The sequence below is a fragment of the Rhizobacter sp. genome, assembly GCA_019635355.1.
Taxonomy (GTDB): domain Bacteria; phylum Pseudomonadota; class Gammaproteobacteria; order Burkholderiales; family Burkholderiaceae_C; genus Rhizobacter.
In genome coordinates, this window is the sequence record JAHBZQ010000001.1 from 1 (window position 1) to 18,879 (window position 18,879).

Sequence of the window (18,879 nt, forward strand, 5' to 3'; positions counted from 1 at the left end):
CTGCTGGAGCTGTGGCGCGAGACGAAGCTCACCGTCTTCATGGTCACGCACGACCTGTCGGAAGGCTTCAACCTCGGCACGCGCCTGCTCGTGTTCGACAAGGTGCGCATCGACCCGCAGGCGCCGCAGGCCTATGGCGCGCGCATCACCTACGACATTCCGCTCAACCAGGGCCGGCTCGCCTCGGGCGCGCCGATCGCGTCGCTGCTGCCCGCGCAGGCCCTGGTCACTTCACAGGAGCCAACATGACGACCCCCGAATCGCTGGCGATCCGCGCCACGCTCTACGAAGAGACCGTTCCCGGCGGCGGCCACACCTCCTTCATCTTGAAGCGCGGCCAGGTGCTGCGCCTGACCGACGTGCAGGGCGGCGCCAACGTGAGCCTGATGCTGCTCAATGCGCACCAGCCGAGCGAGCGCCTCAACCTGCCCGACACGCTCAAGGGCCAGCACACCGCCCGCCTCACCGCCGGCCACTGCCTCTACTCCGACATGGGCCGCGTGCTCGCCGCCATCACCGCCGACAGCTGCGGCTGGCACGACCCCTTCGGGGGGGTGCTCAACGCCGACGAGGTGCGCGAGAAATACGGTGCCGGCCGCTACCAGGAGCTGCGCAACGACTTCTTCCGCAACGGCCACGACAACCTGCTGGTCGAGATGGGCAAGTGGAACCTCGACCTGCAAGACCTGCTGATGGTGGTCAACCTCTTCAGCAAGGTGACGGTCGACGACGAGGGCGCCTTCCACTTCGTTCCCGGCCACTCGAAGCCTGGCGACCACGTGGAGCTCTACGCGCCGATGGACACGCTGGTCGTGCTCACCGCGCTGCAACACCCGATGGACCCGAGCCCCGAATACGCGCCGCGCCCGGTGCAGCTCACTTGGGGCGAAGCGCACAGCGAGGGGCTCAGCCTCGCCTGCCGCAGGTCGCGCCCGGAGAACGAGCGCGCCTTCCACAACACCGAGCGCTTCCATCTCTGAGGAGCCCGCCATGACCACCTCCCTCACCAACAGCGAGCTGCGCGCGGACGACGCTGTCTTCCGCCACGTGATCCCCGCCGGCGAGCCCTACCTCTTCGAGGTGAAAGCCGGCCAGACCGTGCGCCTGCTCGACCTCGAAGGCAACCAGGCCGTCGACACGCTCTTCTACAGCGCCGCCAACCCGCGCGAGCGCTACGACGCGCAGCGCACCATGCGCCGCCAGAACAAGGCCTACCTCACCACCGGCACGGTGCTGTACTCCAACCTCGGCAACCCGCTGCTCACCATCGTGGCCGACACCTGCGGCCGCCACGACACGCTGGGCGGCGCCTGCGCGCAGGAGAGCAACACGGTGCGCTATGCGCTCGGCAAGCGCTACATGCACAGCTGCCGCGACAATTTCCTCTGTGCCTGCTTGCGCGACGGGCGCATGAACAAGCGCGACATCGCCGCCAACATCAACTTCTTCATGAACGTGCCGGTCACGCCCGAAGGCGGCCTCACCTTCGAGGACGGCATCTCCGCACCGGGCAAGTACGTCGAGCTGCGCGCCGAGCGCGACGTGATCGTGCTCATCTCCAACTGCCCGCAGCTCAACAACCCCTGCAACGGCTGGAACCCGACGCCCGCGGAGGTGCTGGTATGGAACTGATGACGCACTGGCGCCGCCTGCGCGCGGCGCTCTACGGCTTCTTGAAGACCCGCGCCGGCCTGTACGGCAGCCCACCCCGGCGCTGACGGCCCGGCACCCCAAGACACCCCGCCGTGGACGACCACGGCGCGCACCTTCCATTTGCGGGACGGCCCGCCCCCATCGAAGGACGCCCCATGTTCGACAAGCTGCTCATTGCCAACCGCGGCGCCATCGCCTGCCGCATCCTGCGCACCTTGCGCACGCTGGGCGTGCAAGGTGTGGCTGTGTTCTCCGAGGCCGACGCGGCCAGCCTGCACATCGCGCAGGCCGATGAGGCGCTGAGCCTCGGTGACGGGCCGGCCGCGCAGACCTACCTCGTCGTCGACAAGATCCTCGCCGCGGCGCGCAAGAGCGGCGCCACCGCCATCCACCCAGGCTATGGCTTCCTCTCCGAGAACGCCGCCTTTGCCGAGGCCTGCGAAGCGGCCGGCATCGCCTTCGTCGGGCCGACGCCGGAGCAGCTGCGCGTGTTCGGCCTCAAGCACACCGCGCGTGCCATCGCAAAGGAACAAGGCGTGCCCATGCTCGAAGGCACCGGCCTGCTCGACGACGTCGGGCATGCGCTGAAGGCCGGCGAGGAAGTGGGCTACCCGGTGATGCTCAAGAGCACCGCCGGCGGCGGCGGCATCGGCATGCGCGTGTGCCGCGACGCACGCGAGCTGGCCGATGCCTTCGATGCGGTGCGGCACCTCGGGCAAAGCAACTTCGCCGATGCGGGTGTCTTCATCGAGAAGTACATCCAGCGCGCGCGCCACCTCGAAGTGCAGATCTTCGGCGACGGCCAAGGCGGCGTGCTCGCGCTCGGCGTGCGCGACTGCTCGGTGCAGCGGCGCAACCAGAAGGTGCTGGAAGAAACCCCCGCACCCAACCTGCCCGCTGGCATGGCCGAGGCCTTGTGCGCCGCGGCGATCCAGCTCGGCAAAGCCGTGAGCTACCGCAGCGCCGGCACGGTGGAGTTCGTCTACGACAGCGAGGCGGAGCGTTTCTATTTCCTGGAAGTGAACACGCGGCTGCAGGTGGAGCACGGCGTGACCGAGCAGGTATGGGGCGTCGACCTCGTGCGCTGGATGGTCGAGCTGGCGGCGGGTGACCTGCCGCCGCTGGCCGAGCTGGCGAAGGGGCTTGCACCGCGAGGCCATGCGATCCAGGCGCGGCTCTATGCCGAAGACCCGGGCCGCAACTTCCAGCCGTCGCCTGGGCTGCTGACGCAGGTGCAGTTCCCGGCCGCCGATGGGCAGGCCTTGCGCATCGACACCTGGGTGGAAGCCGGCTGCGAGATCCCGCCCTTCTTCGACCCGATGATCGCGAAGCTGATCACCTGGGCGCCGAGCCGTGATGAGGCGCGTGCGGCGCTGGACGCGGCGCTTGGCCAGACACAGCTCTACGGCGTGGAGACCAACCGCACGTACCTGCGGCAGATCCTCGCCGATGCGCCGTTCGCGAGCGGCTCGCCGTGGACACGTTGCCTGGAGCAACTCACCTACCGTGCCGACACCGTCGAAGTGCTGGCCGGCGGCACGCAGACCACGGTGCAGGACCACCCAGGCCGACTCGGCTACTGGGCGGTGGGCGTGCCGCCCTCGGGCCCGATGGACAGCCGCGCGCTGCGCCTGGCCAACCGCCTGCTCGGCAATGCGGCCGATGCGGCCGGGCTCGAGATCACGATGAACGGGCCGACGCTGCGCTTCAACACCGCGGCGGTGGTGGCGCTCACCGGCGCGGCGATCGCCATCGAGCTCGATGGCCGGCCCCAGCCGATGGACACGTCGCTCGCCATTCCCGCCGGTGCAGTGCTGCGCCTGGGCAGCATCGCCGGCGCCGGCGCGCGCAGCTATCTGGGCCTGCGCGGCGGCATCGACGTGCCCGACTACCTCGGCTCGAAGAGCACCTTCACGCTCGGCCAGTTCGGCGGGCATGTGGGCCGCGCGCTGCGTGCGGGCGACGTGCTGCACCTCGCCGCGCTCGTTGACGCGTCCGCCGGCACCAGCCTGCCGCCCGCGCTGGGCACTTCGCTCGGCAGCGTGCGCGAGCTGCGCGTGGTCTACGGCCCGCACGGCGCGCCCGAGTACTTCACGCCGGCCTACATCGGTACCTTCTTCGCCACCGAGTGGGAGGTTCACTTCAACTCCAGCCGCACTGGCGTGCGCCTGATCGGCCCCAAGCCCGAGTGGGTGCGCGACAGCGGCGGCGAGGCGGGCCTGCACCCCTCGAACATCCACGACAACCCCTACGCCATCGGCGCGGTCGACTTCACCGGCGACATGCCGGTGATCCTCGGCCCCGACGGCCCGAGCCTTGGCGGCTTCGTCTGCCCGGTGACGGTGATCGAGGCCGACCTGTGGCAGCTCGGCCAGCTGAAGGCCGGCGACAAGCTGCGCTTCGTGCCGGTCGACATCGCCACCGCACGGCGGCTCGCGCAAGCGCGTGAAGACGAGGTGGCGTCACTCACGGCGGTGAGCGTGCCGTGGCAGCCCGCGCCGCTCGCGTCGCCCATCGTGCTCGACCTCGGCACGGGCGACAAACGCCTCGTCGCGCGCCTCGCCGGCGACACGCACTTGCTGCTGGAGATCGGCGACCCCGAGCTCGACCTGGTGCTGCGCTTCCGCGCGCATGCGCTGATGCGCACGCTCGAAGCGCAGGCGCTCGACGGCGTGATCGACCTCACCCCTGGCATCCGCTCGCTGCAAGTGCACTACGCGCCCGACGTGCTGCCGCTCGATCGCCTGCTGCAGACGCTTGCCGGCTTGTGGGATGGCGTGTGCGCCTCGCAAGACCTGCAGGTGCCTTCGCGCATCGTGCACCTGCCGCTGTCGTGGGACGACCCGGCCTGTCAGCTCGCGATCCAGAAGTACATGACCACCGTGCGCAAGGACGCACCCTGGTGCCCAAGCAACCTCGAGTTCATCCGCCGCATCAACGACCTGCCCGACCTCGACGCGGTGCAACGCACGGTGTTCGATGCCAGCTACCTGGTGATGGGCCTGGGCGACGTGTACCTCGGCGCGCCGGTCGCCACGCCGCTCGACCCGCGCCACCGCCTCGTCACGACGAAATACAACCCGGCGCGCACCTGGACGGCAGAGAACTCGGTGGGCATCGGCGGCGCCTACCTGTGCGTGTATGGCATGGAAGGGCCGGGCGGCTACCAGTTCGTCGGCCGCACGCTGCAGATGTGGAACCGCTACCGCGACACCCCTGCCTTCGACGGCAAGCCGTGGTTGCTGCGCTTCTTCGATCAGATCCGGTTCTACCCGGTATCCGCCGAGGAGCTGCTGCGCATCCGCCGCGACTTTCCGCTCGGGCGCTACCCCTTGCGCATCGAGCCCACCACGCTGGCGCTGGCCGACTACCAGGCCTTCCTCGCGCGCGAGGCCGAGGGCATTGCGGCCTTCCGTGCGCAGCAGCAGGCGGCCTTCCATGCCGAGCGCGAACGCTGGATCGCCAGCGGCCAGGCGCATTTCGAGAGCGAAGAAGCGGCCGTGGCCACGGGCGACGAGGTGCCGCTCAAGCCCGGCCAATGCGGCGTCGAGAGCTTCGTGGCCGGCAACCTGTGGCAGCTGCAGGTGAGCGTGGGCCAGAAGGTGGCGGCGGGCGACGTGCTGGTCATCCTCGAGTCGATGAAGATGGAGATCTCACTGCAGTCGCCCTCGGCCGGCACGGTGCGCGAGGTTCGCGTGCAGCCCGGTTCGCCGGTGCGGGCCGGGCAGTACGTGGTGGTGATTGACGAGGCCTGAGGCCGCGACGAGGCGTGAGGTCGCGCTAGAAGGTGAGCTTCACCGACTCGGCGCTGCGCTTGGCCGGGCCGTGGAAGACGGCCTCGACGTTGTTGCCATCCGGGTCGATCACGAAGGCCGCGTAATAGCCGGGGTGGTAAGGCCGCTCGCCGGGCGCGCCGTTGTCCTTGCCGCCACTGGCCAGCGCGGCCTTGTGAAAGGCATCGACCGTCGCGCGGTCTTTCGCCTGGAACGCGAAGTGGTGGCGGCCGGTGAGGTGGCCCTGCGCCGCCTGGCTGTCGGCGGTGGAGACGAAGAGCTCGTCGGCCCAGAAGAAGCCGTCGCCGGTGCCGCCGATCGGGATGCCCAGCACTTCGAGCACGGCCGTGTAGAAGCGCTGGCTGGCCGGCAGGTCGCGCACGACGAGTTGCAGGTGGTCGAGAAGGCGGCCGCGGTGCAGTTCGTTGGTTTCCATGAATGGCTCCTGTGGTGACTTCGGACCATCCTAGCCAGCAGGCGGCGTGCCGTGGCGGGTGTCAGGGCCTGTCAGGGCGCTGCAAAAAACTGCTGACGGGCATGTCGAAACCGGGCGCCGTCGCCCGTCGTGCCAACAGAGGGTCGTCCTCTGATGAAAGGAAGACAAACCATGAACGCCACCACGACCAACACCGTGCGCCTGCACCGCGTGCTGCGCACCACGCCCGAGCGGCTGTACCGCGCCTTCGTCGATGCCGAAGCGCTTGCCAAGTGGCTGCCGCCCAATGGGTTCACCGGCAAGGTCCACGAGATGGACGCGCGGGTGAACGGCCGCTACACGATGTCGTTCACCAACTTCTCGTCGGGCCACACCCACGGCTTCACCACCACCTTCCTCGAGATGAAGCCGGGCGAGCGGCTGGCCTACGTGGCGGTGTTTGACGACCCTGGCCTGCCGGGCGAGATCAAGACCACGGTCACGCTGATGAAGGTGAGCTGCGGCACGGCGCTGCACATCACGCAGGAAGGCATTCCGAGCGTGATCCCGGTCGATGGCTGCATGCTGGGCTGGCAGGAATCGCTCGCGCAGCTCGCCCTCTTGGTCGAGCCCGAGATCCCGGGCTGAAGCAACCGCGCCGATTCAGGCGCTGCGGCACAAGGCCGCCACCACGTCCGACTGCGTGATGATGCCAACGAGCCGCTTGTCGTCGTCGATGATGGGGATGTGGTGGTGGCCGGTGTCGGCGAAGAGCGGCACCAGCTCGCTCAAGTGCCGGTCGGCGCTGGCCACGCGCACCTGGCGCACCATGATCTGGCCCACGGTCTCGGGCTTGTTGGCATAGGGCGTGGGCGAGGGTGTGAGGAAACTGCGCAGGCGCTCCACCCAGCCGTGGTGGAAGTCGAGGTCGGCGTGGCGCATGAAGTCGGCGAGCGTCACCACGCCCACCACGCGCCTGACCTTGTCGACCACGGGCAGGGCCTTGATGCGGCGCTCTCGCAGGAGCTTCCAGGCGTCTTGCAGCGAGTCGCCGAATTCCACCGTGACGAGATCGGTCGACATCACGTCGCGGCAGCGCAGCTCGCCGAGGCGGCGGCGGTAGGCCTCGAGTTCGGTCTGCGCGAGCAGCGCCTGCAGGTCGTCGCGGCTGATGTCGAGCACCTGGTTGTAGCGGCGCAGCACGGCGTCGAGGTCGGCTTCGCTGAAGACCGGCTTGGGCGCGCTCGGCACCGGCGTGGCCAGGCTCTGGCCGTGCGGGTAGCGTTTGCCGGTCGCGTTGTTGTAGGCGATGCCGGCCACCGCCAGGGCCAGCGAATGCGTGAAGACGGGGGTGAACGCAAAGGCCGGGTCGTGCACGTTCGACAGCACCACCAGCAGCGCGCTGGCACCGCCCGGCGGGTGCAGGCAGCGGGTGGCGAACATCGCGGCGATCGCCAGGGCCACGGCCAGCGCGGCAGTGCTGGGCGAGCTGCCCAGCAGCATCGTGACCGCGATGCCCACCAGCGCGGAGACCGTGTTGCCACCCACCACCGACCACGGCTGCGCCAGCGGGCTCGCCGGCAGGCCGAACACCAGCACCGCGCTCGCGCCCAGCGGCGCGATGAGCCACGGCAGGCCGGCCAGCGCGCCCACGCCGTGCGTGGCGGCGAGGCTCAGCAGGGCGGTGCACAGGATGCCGATGCCCGCGCCCGTGGCCACGCGCCAGCGTTCGCGCGCGTCGACCGGCAGGGCGGCGGGCCTCAGGTCGGAGAGGCGCTGGGCGATACGCGAACGAAGCGGCGAGGTGATGAGATCGGTGCTGGACATGGGGCTGGTCGACGCGCCAAACGGGGAAGGCACGCATTGTGGCCGGGTGCTAAGCTGGCCCGCATCCGTTCGCTGAGACCCCAGCTTCACCCTTGCGAGAGACCCCACCATGCCCGGACTGCTGCCCCACGTCGACCCCGAAGGCCTGCTCGAGTTTTCGGTCGTCTACACCGATCGCGCGCTCAACCACATGTCGAAGAAATTCCAGGGGGTGATGCGCGACATCTCGGCCACGCTGAAGGAGGCCTACAACGCCAAGGCCGCGATCGTGGTGCCCGGCAGCGGCACCTTCGGCATGGAAGCGGTGGCGCGCCAGTTCGCCACCAACCAGAAGGTGCTCGTGATCCGCAACGGGTGGTTCAGCTTCCGCTGGACGCAGATCTTCGAGATGGGGAACATCCCTTCGTCTGCCACCGTGCTCAAGGCCAAGCGCATCGGCGCCGCACCCGACGCGCCGTTTGCACCGGCCTCCATCGACGAAGTGGTGGCCGCCATCGAGCGCGAGAAGCCGGCCGCGGTGTTTGCCGCGCACGTGGAAACGGCGAGCGGCATGCTGCTGCCAGACGACTACCTGCGCGCCGTGGGCCAGGCCGTGACGGCCGCGGGCGGCCTCTTCGTGCTCGATTGCATCGCCTCGGGGGCGATGTGGGTCGACATGGTGAAGAACCACGTCGACGTGCTGATCAGCGCGCCGCAGAAGGGCTGGAGCGGCTCGCCTGGCTGCGCCTTCGTGATGCTCGGCGAGCGGGCCCGTGCCCGCATCGACCAGACCACCAGCACCAGCTTCGCCTGCGACCTGAAGAAGTGGCTCGCCATCATGGAAAGCTACGAAGGCGGCGCCTACAGCTACCACACGACGATGCCCACCGATGCTCTGACCCGCGTGCGCGACGTGATGCTCGAAACGAAAGCCTTCGGCTTCGAGAAGGCGCGTGCCGCGCAGCAGGAGCTGGGCAGCAAGGTGCGCGCGCTGCTCGCGAAAAACGGCTTCAAGAGCGTGGCTGCGCCCGGCTACGAGGCGCCGGGCGTGGTGGTGAGCTACACGAGCGACCCCGAGATCCAGTCGTCGAAGAAATTCCTCGCCGCGGGCCTGCAGACGGCGGCCGGCGTGCCGCTGCAGTGCGACGAGGGAGCCGACTTCAAGACCTGGCGCATCGGCCTCTTCGGGCTCGACAAGCTCGGCAACATCGACCGCACCGTCAGCCAGCTCGACGCTGCGTTGAAGCAGATTCGCTAGCAGCGCCCAGGGCCTGCGCGAGGTAGGGCGCGGTGCGGCTGCCGGCCGCCTGCGCCACCTCGGCGGGCCGGCCGCAGGCCACCTGCCGGCCGCCCTCTTGCCCCGCGCCGGGGCCCATGTCGATCACCCAGTCGCTCGCGGCGGCCACGCGCATGTCGTGCTCGACCACCACCACCGTGTTGCCGGCGTCGACCAGGCCGTTGAGCTGCGCCATCAGCCGGTCGACGTCTGATGCGTGCAGGCCGGTCGTGGGCTCGTCGAGCACGTAGAGCGTGTCGCCGCGCTGCGAGCGTTGCAGCTCGGTGGCGAGCTTGATGCGCTGGGCTTCGCCGCCCGACAGTTCGGTGGCCGGCTGGCCCAGGCGCAGGTAGCCGAGGCCGATGTCCTGCAGCAGCTGCAAGGGCCGGCGCAGCGGGGCTTCGTCGGCGAAGAAGGCCAGCGCCTCGCTCACCGTCATACCGAGGACTTGCGCGATGTTCTTCTCGCGCCACGTGACCGTGAGCGTCTGCTCGTTGTAGCGCGCGCCGTGGCAGGTGGGGCAGGGGGCATAGACGCTCGGCATGAAGAGCAGCTCGACGCTCACGAAGCCTTCGCCTTCGCAGGTGTCGCAGCGGCCCTTGGCCACGTTGAACGAAAAACGCCCGGCATCGAAGCGGCGCTTGCGGGCCGCGGGCGTGGCGGCGAAGAGCTTGCGCACGTGGTCAAAGAGGCCGGTGTAGGTGGCGAGGTTGGAGCGTGGCGTGCGGCCGATGGGTTTCTGGTCGACGCGCACCAGGCGGCGGATGGCCTCCATGCCCGAGCCGATGCGGCCGCGTGCAGTTTCGGTGATCTCGCCGGCGGCATCGTCGCCTTCGTCGTCGGCGGGTGGGGGCTCGTGGCCGAGCTGCGCTGACACGAGCTGCACCAGCGCCTGGCTCACGAGGCTCGACTTGCCCGAGCCCGACACGCCGGTGACGCAGGTGAAGGCGCCGAGGGGAAAGCGCGCGTCGAGGCCGCGCAGGTTGTGGCAGGTCACGCTTTCGAGCGTGAGCCAGCGTGTGACGGGGCGCTGTGGCGCAACGAGCCGCCGCGCGCCGAAGAGGTGCTTCGCGGTGTGGGACCCGGCCACCTCGCGCAGCCCCTCGGGCGGCCCGCTGTAGAGCACCTGCCCGCCGAGTTCACCCGCGTCGGGCCCCACGTCGACCAGCCAGTCGGCGCGGCGCATCAGCGACACGTCGTGCTCGACGACGAAGATCGAGTTGCCTCCGTCCTTCAGCCGCCCGAGCGCGCGCAGCAGCGCTTCGCCGTCGGCGGGGTGCAGGCCAGCCGAAGGTTCGTCGAGCACGTAGACCACGCCGAAGAGGTTGGAGCGGATCTGCGTGGCCAGGCGCACCCGCTGCAGCTCGCCGGGCGAAAGCGTGGGCGTGCTGCGGTCGAGCGAGAGGTAGCCCAGGCCCAGGTCGCACAGCGTGCTCACGCGTTCCAGCACGTCGTGCGCGATGCGCTGGGCGGCGATGCGTTTTTCTTCCGACTGGTGAGGGGTGAGGCGCACGTCGGGCGCGGCCGCATGCGCCGCGCCGCCCGCAGCCACGCGGCGCGCCGTGTGCTCGCGGGTGGCCGAGCGGCTCAGGGCGGGTGATGCGGTGGGGTCGATTTCGAAGCGGCCTTCTGCGGCGGGCCGCAACGCGTCGGCCAACTGCGTGAGCGGCATCTGCGCCAGCTCGCCGATGTCCAGGCCCGCAAAGGTGACGCCCAGCGCCTCGCGCTTGAGCCGCTTGCCCTGGCATTGCGCGCAGAGGCTGCCCACCATGTAGCGCGAGACACGCCTTTTCATCAGCGCGCTCTGCGTGGTGGCGAAGGTCTGCAGCACGTACTTGCGCGCACCGGTGAAGGTGCCGTGGTAGCTCGGCTCCTCCTTGCGGCGCAGCGCGGCGCGCGTCTCGGCCGGGGTGAAGCCGGCGTAGACGGGCACGGTGGGCTGCTCGTCGGTGAAGAGGATCCACTGGCGGTCTTTCTTCGGCAGATCGCGCCAGGGTGTGTCCACGTCGTAGCCCAGCGTGACGAGGATGTCGCGCAGGTTCTGCCCGTGCCACGCGGGCGGCCAGGCGGCCACCGCACGCTCGCGGATGGTGAGCGAGTCGTCGGGCACCATCGATTGTTCGGTCACCTCGTACACATGCCCGAGGCCGTGGCACACGGGGCAGGCGCCTTGCGGCGTGTTGGGCGAGAAGTCTTCGGCGAAGAGCATCGGCTGGCCGGGCGGGTAGGTGCCGGCGCGCGAATACAGCATGCGCAAGAGGCTGCCGATGGTGGTGACGCTCGCCACCGTCGAGCGCGTGCTGGGCGTGCCGCGCTGCTGCTGCAAGGCCACCGCTGGGGGCAGGCCGTCGATGGAGTCGACGTCGGGCACGCCCACCTGGTCGATGAGGCGGCGCGCATAGGGCGCGACCGATTCGAAGTAGCGCCGCTGCGCCTCGGCGTAGAGCGTGCCGAACGCGAGCGACGACTTGCCCGAGCCGGAGACGCCGCTGAAGACGACGAGCGCGTTGCGCGGCACGTCGAGGTCGACGTTCTTCAGGTTGTGCTCGCGCGCGCCGCGCACGCGCACGAAGCCGTCTTGTGGCGGCACTTGGACAGAGGTGTGGGCTGGGGTGAGCTTGGGCATGGCACGAGACTTCGGCAATTCACATGCCCATCGTCCGCCGTCGCTCCTGACGCGCTCCTGCCCTCGGCTCGCATACGATCGGCGCCCATGAGCAATGCCACACCGACCCGTGCCGCGCCGCGCGAGGGCTCCGACGCCGAACTCCACCCCTATGGCCGGCCCGCTGGCGGGTGGCGGCTCCAGCTCTTCCGAGTGATCTTCGAAGCGGACACGCCGGCGGGCAAGTTGTTCGACGAAGTGCTGATCGGCCTCATCCTCGCGAGCCTTGCGGTGGTGGTGCTCGACAGCATTGCGTCCATCCACGCGGCCTACGGGAGCGTCTTCACCGTGCTCGAGTGGAGCTTCACGCTGCTCTTCACGCTCGAGTACATCGCCCGGCTCGTGTGCGTGCAGCGGCCCATGCGCTATGCCCGCAGCGTGTTCGGTGTGATCGACCTGGTGGCGGTGCTGCCCACCTACCTCGCCATCCTCGTGCCGGGGCTTCATGCGCTGATCGACGTGCGGGTGCTGCGGCTCTTGCGCATCTTCCGCATCTTCAAGCTCAGCGCCTACATCGCCGAATACGGCGCGCTCGGGCGGGCGCTCTACGAGTCGCGCCGCAAGATCTTCGTCTTCCTGTCGTTCGTGATGATGGTGGTGCTCATCATGGGCACGCTGATGTACGTGGTGGAGGGGCCGGCACACGGCTTCCACAACATCCCGACCGGCGTGTATTGGGCCATCACCACGATGACGACGGTGGGCTTTGGCGACATCACACCCAAGACCGACCTCGGGCGCTTCATCGCGTCGATCATGATGCTGCTCGGCTGGGGCACGCTGGCCGTGCCCACCGGCATCGTGAGCGCTGAGTTCACCGCGCAGAAGCTGCGCCCGCGCACGCGCCATTGCATGGCCTGCGGCAGCGACGGGCACTCGATGTCGGACCGCTTCTGCCGCGACTGCGGTGCGGCGCTGCCGTCGGTGACGACGCCGAAGTGACGCTCAGGGCTTGAACATCAGGTCCAGCACGCGCTGGGCCCGCCGGGTGTTGACGCGGCGCGTGCCGATCAGGTTGGCGATCAGCTCGTTGGCCCCCGGGGCTTCGGTGTAGGCCATCTGCGCCTCGCCGTAGCGGCGCGCGTCGAGTCGCCCCTTGACCAGCGTGCGCACGGTGTCGTGCCGGTGGTCGGCGGTGATGGCCACCATCGTCTCGGCCAACGTGGCGGCCGGCCCTTCGATCAGGTGCGCGAAATGCCCGCCCGTGTAGAGCAACGAGCCGGTCAACTGGCGGCGTGCGTTGAGCTGGCGCGCGTTGGCCACGATGTCGTGCACCTGCTCGCGCGAGGCGAGCGAGCGGCTCACATAGAAGATCTGATACAGGTCGGGACGGTCCACAGGCTGAAGGGTATCGGTGGACGGTCGTGCGGCATGGGCGGAAGACGCCTGGCAAACCTGCCCTTTTCAGGGGCCCGCGGCTTAACGTTCACCTAACGCTCGCCTAAGAATGCCTTCATCGGGCCTTTCTATCGTGGCCGCATGCGGGGGTGGCCCCGCCCGGTTCTCTTGAAAAGAAAGGCTCGCCATGAAACTCAACCCTCTGAATGCCACCCTGGTGGCCGCGGGTGTCCTCGCAATGGGCACGGCTGGGGCGTTCAGCCTGAAGCCGTGGTTCCAGGACAAGGCGGAAGCAGCGCCCTCGACCCCACCGGCGGTGGTCGCCGCCGCCACACCTTCGACCACCGGCGCCACGGTCGCAGCGGCGGCGATGGCGCCGGTCGCGCCCATCCCGGCGCAGGCCGTGGTGCCCAACTACCGCGCGATCTTTGCGCAGGCGGGGCCGGCCGTGGTCGGTGTCACGGTGTCGGGCACGCACAAGCTCTCGGCCGACGAGCAGCAGATGCAGGGCGGGCTGCCGCCCGGCTTCGAGAACGACCCCTTCTTCAAATTCTTCCGCGGCCTGCCGGGCATGCAGGCGCCGCGTGGGCGCGGCGGCATCCCGGAGCAGCCGTTCCGCGGCCAGGGCTCGGGCTTCATCATCAGCGCCGATGGCCTCATCCTCACCAACGCGCACGTGGTGCGTGAGGCGAAGGACGTGACGGTGAAGCTGAGCGACCGCCGCGAGTTCACCGCCAAGGTGCTGGGCAGCGACCCGACCACCGACGTGGCGGTGCTGCGCATCAACGCGAAAGACCTGCCGACCGTGCGCCTGGGCAACCCCAAGCAGCTGGAGGTGGGTGACCCGGTGATGGCCATCGGCTCGCCCTTCGGTTTCGAGCAGACCGCCACGCAAGGCATCGTGAGCGCCAAGGGCCGCTCGCTGCCCGGCGATTCGGTGGTGCCTTTCATCCAGACCGATGCGGCGGTGAACCCCGGCAACTCGGGCGGCCCGCTCTTCGACGGCAGTGGTACGGTGGTGGGCATCAACGCCCAGATCTACTCGCAGTCGGGTGGCTACCAGGGCCTGTCGTTCGCGATCCCCATCGACGTGGCGTTGAAGGTGAAAGACCAGATCGTCGCCACCGGCAAGGCCCAGCACGGCCGCCTCGGCGTGACGGTGCAGGACGTGAACCAGTCGCTCGCCGAATCCTTCGGCATGAAGCGGCCCGACGGCGCACTCGTGGCCAGCGTGTCGCGCAACAGCGCGGCCGCCAAGGCGGGCCTGAAGCCGGGTGACGTGATCACCGAGGTGAACGGCGAGCCGGTGGTGCGTTCGGGCTCGCTGAGCAGCCTGATCGGCATGGCCAGCCCCGGCGACAAGGTGAAGCTCAAGGTCTGGCGCGACCGTGGCCAGATCGACGTCGACGCCACGCTCGGCGGCGCCGAAGACGCGCAGCAGCAGGCCGCCAACGACGAGCAGGCCGACCGCGCTGGCCAGCTCGGCCTGGCCCTGCGGCCGCTGTCGCGCGACGAGCGCCGCCAGGTCGAGACCGAAGGCAGCCTGCTGGTCGAGAACGTGACGGGAGCCGCCGCTCGCGCCGGCATCGAGCGCGGTGACGTGCTCATCGCCATCAACGGCAAGCCGGTCACCTCGGTCGAGCAGATCAAGAGCGTGATGTCGAGCAAACCGAAGAGCGTGGCGCTGCTGGTCGAGCGTGACGGAGAACGGATCTTCGTGCCGGTGAACCTCGGCTGATGAGGCCGTAGGACTTGGCCGCGACATGCGTTGACGGCGAAACAGCAGGGCGGAATTGAGCGACAAAGACGTACCTTCCAACAACCTTGAGAGGACGCCATGAAGAATTCGATTCCGCACCTGCTGATCCCGGCCGCCATCGCCGCCCTGGCGTTGGCGGGCCACCCGGCCAAGGCGCAAGACGATCCTGCCTCGCCACCGCCCGGGGCCTCGGCCCGCTCGGTGCTGCCGGGCGAGGCGGTGCCGCTGCCCGAGGTGCAGACCTCCGGCAACGTGAGCTTCGTGTCGGGCGGCATCCCCTACGAGCAACTGCCGGCCTTCAACGCCGCGCGCAGCCAGTTCCCGCTCAACATCGAGGTCTACGAGCGTGATGGCGCACGCAACGCCTTCACCGCCGATGCCGACGTGCGCGTGATCGACGCCAAGAGCGGCGACGTGGTGCTCGAGACCAAGACCGAAGGCCCCTACCTGTGGGCGAAGGTGCCGCCGGGGCAGTACAAGGTGGAGACCACGCTCAACGGCAAGGTGAAGGAGGCGCGTGTGTCGGTGAGCGGCGCGAAGCCGGCCCGCACCATCGTCGTGTTCCCGGACGGGACCACCGAGTGATCAAGCCACGGAGGCGTCAGCCTCCGTTTTGCATCAGCTCGGTGTAGCGCCGCTGCATCTCCTGCGGCGCCACCTTCTCGATCGAGTGGCCAATGAGCCAGGTGTGGCCGAACGGGTCGCGCAGCTTGCAAGAGCGCTCGCCGTAGAACTGGTTGGTGGGCGGGCTCAGCAGCGTGGCACCACAGGCCACGGCCTGCTCGCCCATCGCGTCGCAGTCGTCGACGTGCAGGTGCACGACCATGCCCGACAGGCCCTGCGCCGGCGGCGCGGTGATGCCGTACTCGGGGTACTCCTCCGAGAGCATCAGCACCGCGCTCGGCCCCATCTGCAGCTCGACGTGACCGACGCGGCCAGAGGGCTCGGTCAACCGGTACAGCTCTTCGGCGCCGAAGGCCTGCGTGTAGAAATCGACGGCCTGTTGCGCGCTCGGCACGCAGAGGTAGGCGTACAACTCGTGGATGCTGTTCTTCATGGGTGGCTCCTGGTGATGACCCATGCTAGGCCGCCGGGGTCGGCGTGTATTGGAGGTTTTTTCACCGCCCTGCCGGGGGCACGGCCATGTGGGTGGGCTGATCGGGCTGCAGCGGCGCGTAGGCCGTGGGCGTCATGCCGGTGAGGCGCTTGAAATCGCGGATGAGGTGGGACTGGTCGGCGTAGCCGGCTTCTGCGGCGGTGAGTGCCCAGTCTTTCGAGGGCGCCGTGGCCAATCGCGACAGCAGGGCCTGGAATCGCAGCACGCGGGCGTAGCGCTTGGGCGTTAGGCCCACCTGCTGCTCGAAGCGGGCGATGAAGCGGGTAGGGCCGAGTCCACTCGCGCGTTGCAGCGGCTCGATCGGATTGCCGGTGGGGTCGTGGGCCATCGCCTGCACCGCTTGGGCGACGAGCCTGTCGCGGGGTGGGGCCAGGGCCAGCCGGGCCACGAGATACGCCTCGAGGCGCAAGAGGCGGCCGTGCAGGCCCGGTGTGTCTTGCAGCTCCTCGCGCAGCGCGCGGGCGCTCGGGCCCCAGAGGGTGTCGAGCGGCACGGTGCGGTTGCGCAATTCGGGCAGAGCGCCGCCGAAGAAGGCCGCGGCGCCACCGGGTTTGAAGTGGACGCCGACGACGCACGACGCGCCGGTGGTGTCGCGCTGGCAGGCGTGGTCGTGCGCCCCGTGCAGCACGCCGCCGTCGAAGTGTTCGCCGGCGCGGTCGTCGCTGCCGCGGTAGCGGCTGATGCGCTGGCCGTCGAGCAGCGGGATCACGATGTCGGCACGGCCGGTGGGCAGGTTGAACTCGCGCGCGTGGGGCAGGGCGCCGCGCTCGCTGGCCCACAGCATCTCGACGTGCGGCACCAGCGGGGCGATGGGGCGGCGCGTCAGCAACATGGCCTGTCGATCTAACGAGGGCCTACTGGCTGCGGGCCGGGGCGCGCACCACGGTCACGCTGCACTCGGACTGCGCGGTGACCTCGGTCGACACGCTGCCCAGGTAGCGGCGCAGGCCGCCGCTGCTGCGGGCGCCCATCACGATGTGGTCGACCTGGTTCTTGCGCGCGTAGTCCACGATGGCGGTGGCCGGGTCGGGCGCTTCCAGCACATGGAAGGTGATGCGGCCGGACTGCATGTCGAGCTTCATCTCTTTCGCGATCGGGCGGGCCCAGTGCTTGAGCTGCACCAGCAGGTTGACGTGCTTGCTGCTGCCGTCGGCTTCGAGCAGCTCGTCCATGCCGATGCGGGCGGTCTTCATGACGGCGAGGCAGGCGAGGCGTGCGTTGGGCTCGGTCTGCAGCAGGCGCAGGGCGGTGAGGCGCAGGGCTTCGAGCAGCTCGGGCTCGGCGCCGCCCACGTCGACGGCGGCGAGCAGGATGGGGCTGCGCGCGAGCTGCGTGGTGGCGCTGGCGCGTGCGTTGGGCTCGGCGCCGAGCGCGGAGAACCAGCGCGACATGCGTTTCATGGTGCCGCTGCGCTCGCGCCGCTTGGCGCGCTCGGTGAGCGGCACCTGGGCTGGGTTCTGCAGCTGGAAGGCGAGCTGCGCGCCGGTCTGCTGGCGCTGCTCGGGATTGGGTTCGAGCGCCTGCAGGATGACTTCCTGCAGCCAGGGCGGGCAGTCCTTGCGCAGGTTGATCGGCGGCACCGGGTCCTGGTAGAGCCGCTCGCGCAGGCCGCGCACCGAGTCGGGGTTGCCGAAGGGGCGCTCGCCGGTCGTCAGGTGATAGAGGATGACGCCGAGCGCGAAGAGGTCGCTGCGCGGGTCGTTGCGCACGAACTGCACCTGCTCGGGCGAGATGTAGGGGCCGGTGCCCATCGGCAGCTCGAATTCTTCGTCGAGCAGGTCGGGCAGCTGGTCGTGGCGCGAGAGGCCGAAGTCGACCAGCACCGCCTCGCCCGTGATGCGGAACATGATGTTGCTCGGCTTGATGTCGAGGTGCACCAGGTGCTGGCGGTGCAGGTCGTGCAGCGCGGTGGCCACCTTGATGCCGATGTCGACCACCTTGGCGATGGGCAGCGGCGCTTCGTCGAGCAGCGGCCGCAGCGAATCGCCGGGGATGCGCTCCATCACGATGTAGGGCTGCGAGGTGAAGTCTCCCTTGGCCACGAAGCGCGGCACGTGCGGGCCGCTCAACTTGGGCAGGATCATCTGCTCGACCTCGAAGCCGACGATGCTCGCCGGATCTTCGCCGCCGAGGATGCGCGGGACCTTCATGATGAGGTCCATCGGGTCGTCGCTGCTGACGTCGACCACTTTCCACAGGTGGGCCATGCCGCCCTGGTGCAGGTGGCGCTCGAGCTTGAAGTGGTCGATCAGCTCGCCGGCCTGCAAGGGGCGCAGCGGGTGCGTGGCCGGTGCGGCCGCGCCGAAATTGCTCGGGGGGTTGTCGAGTTCAGCCGCCATCTTCCAAACGCTTCGCGAGACGTTGCGGCAGGCCGGCGGCCCGCACCTTGGCCGCGGCCGTGTCGTAGTCGTAGGGCACGCGGAAATACGTCAGCTCGGCGCTCTCGCTGTCGTAGACGGCGTAGCAGGCGGCGGGGTTGTTGTCGCGCGGCTGGCCGGCGGCACCCGGAATCACCAGCCACTGGCGCTGCGGCGACAGCGGAATCGGCACGCCCGGCACGGGCTGGAACTCGCCGATCTTGCCGGTGGGCGCAAGGTGGTAGAGCCGCGGCTCGTGCACATGGCCGCAGAAGGTGACGCGGCACGCAGTGGCGTGCATGCTGCGCACCGCGTCGGCCCGCGCGTGGATGTAGCCCCACTCGCCGGGCGCGTAGGCGTTGGCGTGCACGTAGAGACGGCCATCGTCGACGGCGGTGAGCGGGAGGCTTGCGAGGAAGTCGACCTGCGCGTCGTCGAGCTGCTCGCGCGTCCACGCGACGGTGAAGCGCGCGTCTTCGATCATCGTGGGCTGCGGGCCGATCACGGTGGCGGCGTCGTGGTTGCCGCGGATGGCGATGGCGCCCTGCGCCACGTGCTCGCGGATCTGGTCGACCACCCAGGCGGGGTCGGCGCCGTAGCCGACGAAGTCGCCGAGGAAGACGTACTTGGTGGCCTGCTGCCCCTTGGCGTGCGCCAGCACCTCCGACACCGCCTCTCGGTTGGCATGGAGGTCGGTGATGAGGGCGATCTTCATGAGGC

The 18,879-nt window shown here is 69.4% G+C and carries 17 protein-coding genes; 9 read left to right on the forward strand and 8 right to left on the reverse strand.

The genetic code is table 11. The features are described from left to right. From KF892_00005 to uca, 4 genes are all read left to right on the forward strand, one after another. The coding region (locus KF892_00005; protein MBX3623364.1) for a hypothetical protein at nucleotides 1-249 on the forward strand (249 nt) is incomplete at its 5' end. After that, nucleotides 246-980: an urea carboxylase-associated family protein gene (locus KF892_00010; GenBank protein ID MBX3623365.1), complete on the forward strand. Its 735-nt coding sequence runs from the start codon at nucleotides 246-248 to the stop codon at nucleotides 978-980. The genes KF892_00005 and KF892_00010, both read left to right, overlap by 4 nt. 10 nt (nucleotides 981-990) lie before the next feature. Beyond that, entirely contained in the window at nucleotides 991-1,632 is a 642-nt protein-coding gene (locus KF892_00015; GenBank protein ID MBX3623366.1) for an urea carboxylase-associated family protein, read from the forward strand. Nucleotides 1,633-1,808: 176 nt separating this feature from the next. Beyond that, entirely contained in the window at nucleotides 1,809-5,408 is a 3,600-nt protein-coding gene (gene uca, locus KF892_00020; protein MBX3623367.1) for an urea carboxylase, read from the forward strand. Between the two features lie 25 nt (nucleotides 5,409-5,433). Here uca and KF892_00025 read toward each other — a convergent pair whose 3' ends face one another. Next, nucleotides 5,434-5,862 carry a VOC family protein gene (locus KF892_00025; protein MBX3623368.1) on the reverse strand — a complete coding sequence of 143 codons (429 nt, stop codon included), beginning with the start codon at nucleotides 5,860-5,862 and terminating at the stop codon, nucleotides 5,434-5,436. A gap of 171 nt (nucleotides 5,863-6,033) precedes the next feature. On the opposite strand from KF892_00025, the gene KF892_00030 reads away from it, so the two are divergent. Continuing rightward, entirely contained in the window at nucleotides 6,034-6,489 is a 456-nt protein-coding gene (locus tag KF892_00030) for an SRPBCC family protein (GenBank protein ID MBX3623369.1), read from the forward strand. 15 nt (nucleotides 6,490-6,504) lie between these two features. Here the strand turns inward: KF892_00030 and KF892_00035 are convergent, their stop codons facing one another. Continuing rightward, nucleotides 6,505-7,668: an HPP family protein gene (locus KF892_00035; GenBank protein ID MBX3623370.1), complete on the reverse strand. Its 1,164-nt coding sequence runs from the start codon at nucleotides 7,666-7,668 to the stop codon at nucleotides 6,505-6,507. Nucleotides 7,669-7,777: 109 nt separating this feature from the next. Here KF892_00035 and KF892_00040 point away from each other — a divergent pair, with 109 nt between their 5' ends. Next, nucleotides 7,778-8,905: an alanine--glyoxylate aminotransferase family protein gene (locus tag KF892_00040; GenBank protein ID MBX3623371.1), complete on the forward strand. Its 1,128-nt coding sequence runs from the start codon at nucleotides 7,778-7,780 to the stop codon at nucleotides 8,903-8,905. On the opposite strand, the gene KF892_00045 is transcribed toward KF892_00040, so the two are convergent. Then, nucleotides 8,868-11,549: an excinuclease ABC subunit UvrA gene (locus KF892_00045; GenBank protein MBX3623372.1), complete on the reverse strand. Its 2,682-nt coding sequence runs from the start codon at nucleotides 11,547-11,549 to the stop codon at nucleotides 8,868-8,870. The genes KF892_00040 and KF892_00045 overlap by 38 nt on opposite strands. A gap of 87 nt (nucleotides 11,550-11,636) precedes the next feature. Between KF892_00045 and KF892_00050 the strand changes: the two genes are divergently transcribed. Beyond that, nucleotides 11,637-12,530 carry an ion transporter gene (locus tag KF892_00050; protein MBX3623373.1) on the forward strand — a complete coding sequence of 298 codons (894 nt, stop codon included), beginning with the start codon at nucleotides 11,637-11,639 and terminating at the stop codon, nucleotides 12,528-12,530. Nucleotides 12,531-12,533: 3 nt separating this feature from the next. On the opposite strand, the gene KF892_00055 is transcribed toward KF892_00050, so the two are convergent. After that, nucleotides 12,534-12,926: a BLUF domain-containing protein gene (locus KF892_00055; GenBank protein ID MBX3623374.1), complete on the reverse strand. Its 393-nt coding sequence runs from the start codon at nucleotides 12,924-12,926 to the stop codon at nucleotides 12,534-12,536. A 187-nt stretch (nucleotides 12,927-13,113) separates the two neighbouring features. On the opposite strand from KF892_00055, the gene KF892_00060 reads away from it, so the two are divergent. Both KF892_00060 and KF892_00065 read left to right on the forward strand, forming a co-directional pair. After that, entirely contained in the window at nucleotides 13,114-14,664 is a 1,551-nt protein-coding gene (locus KF892_00060) for a Do family serine endopeptidase (protein MBX3623375.1), read from the forward strand. 99 nt (nucleotides 14,665-14,763) lie between these two features. After that, complete coding sequence (locus KF892_00065) at nucleotides 14,764-15,270, forward strand: hypothetical protein (GenBank protein MBX3623376.1); 507 nt, start codon at nucleotides 14,764-14,766, stop codon at nucleotides 15,268-15,270. 16 nt (nucleotides 15,271-15,286) lie between these two features. On the opposite strand, the gene KF892_00070 is transcribed toward KF892_00065, so the two are convergent. The 4 genes from KF892_00070 to KF892_00085 all read right to left on the reverse strand — a co-directional run bounded on the left by KF892_00070 (nucleotide 15,287) and on the right by KF892_00085 (nucleotide 18,874). Next, nucleotides 15,287-15,742, reverse strand: a complete 456-nt coding sequence (locus tag KF892_00070) for a VOC family protein (protein MBX3623377.1) — start codon at nucleotides 15,740-15,742, stop codon at nucleotides 15,287-15,289. Nucleotides 15,743-15,803: 61 nt separating this feature from the next. After that, entirely contained in the window at nucleotides 15,804-16,634 is an 831-nt protein-coding gene (locus KF892_00075) for an AraC family transcriptional regulator (protein MBX3623378.1), read from the reverse strand. A gap of 22 nt (nucleotides 16,635-16,656) precedes the next feature. Further along, nucleotides 16,657-18,141 carry a protein kinase gene (locus KF892_00080; protein MBX3623379.1) on the reverse strand — a complete coding sequence of 495 codons (1,485 nt, stop codon included), beginning with the start codon at nucleotides 18,139-18,141 and terminating at the stop codon, nucleotides 16,657-16,659. Next, nucleotides 18,131-18,874, reverse strand: a complete 744-nt coding sequence (locus KF892_00085; protein MBX3623380.1) for a metallophosphoesterase family protein — start codon at nucleotides 18,872-18,874, stop codon at nucleotides 18,131-18,133. The genes KF892_00080 and KF892_00085 overlap by 11 nt, the downstream gene beginning before the upstream one ends. Between the last annotated feature and the right edge of the window lie 5 nt (nucleotides 18,875-18,879).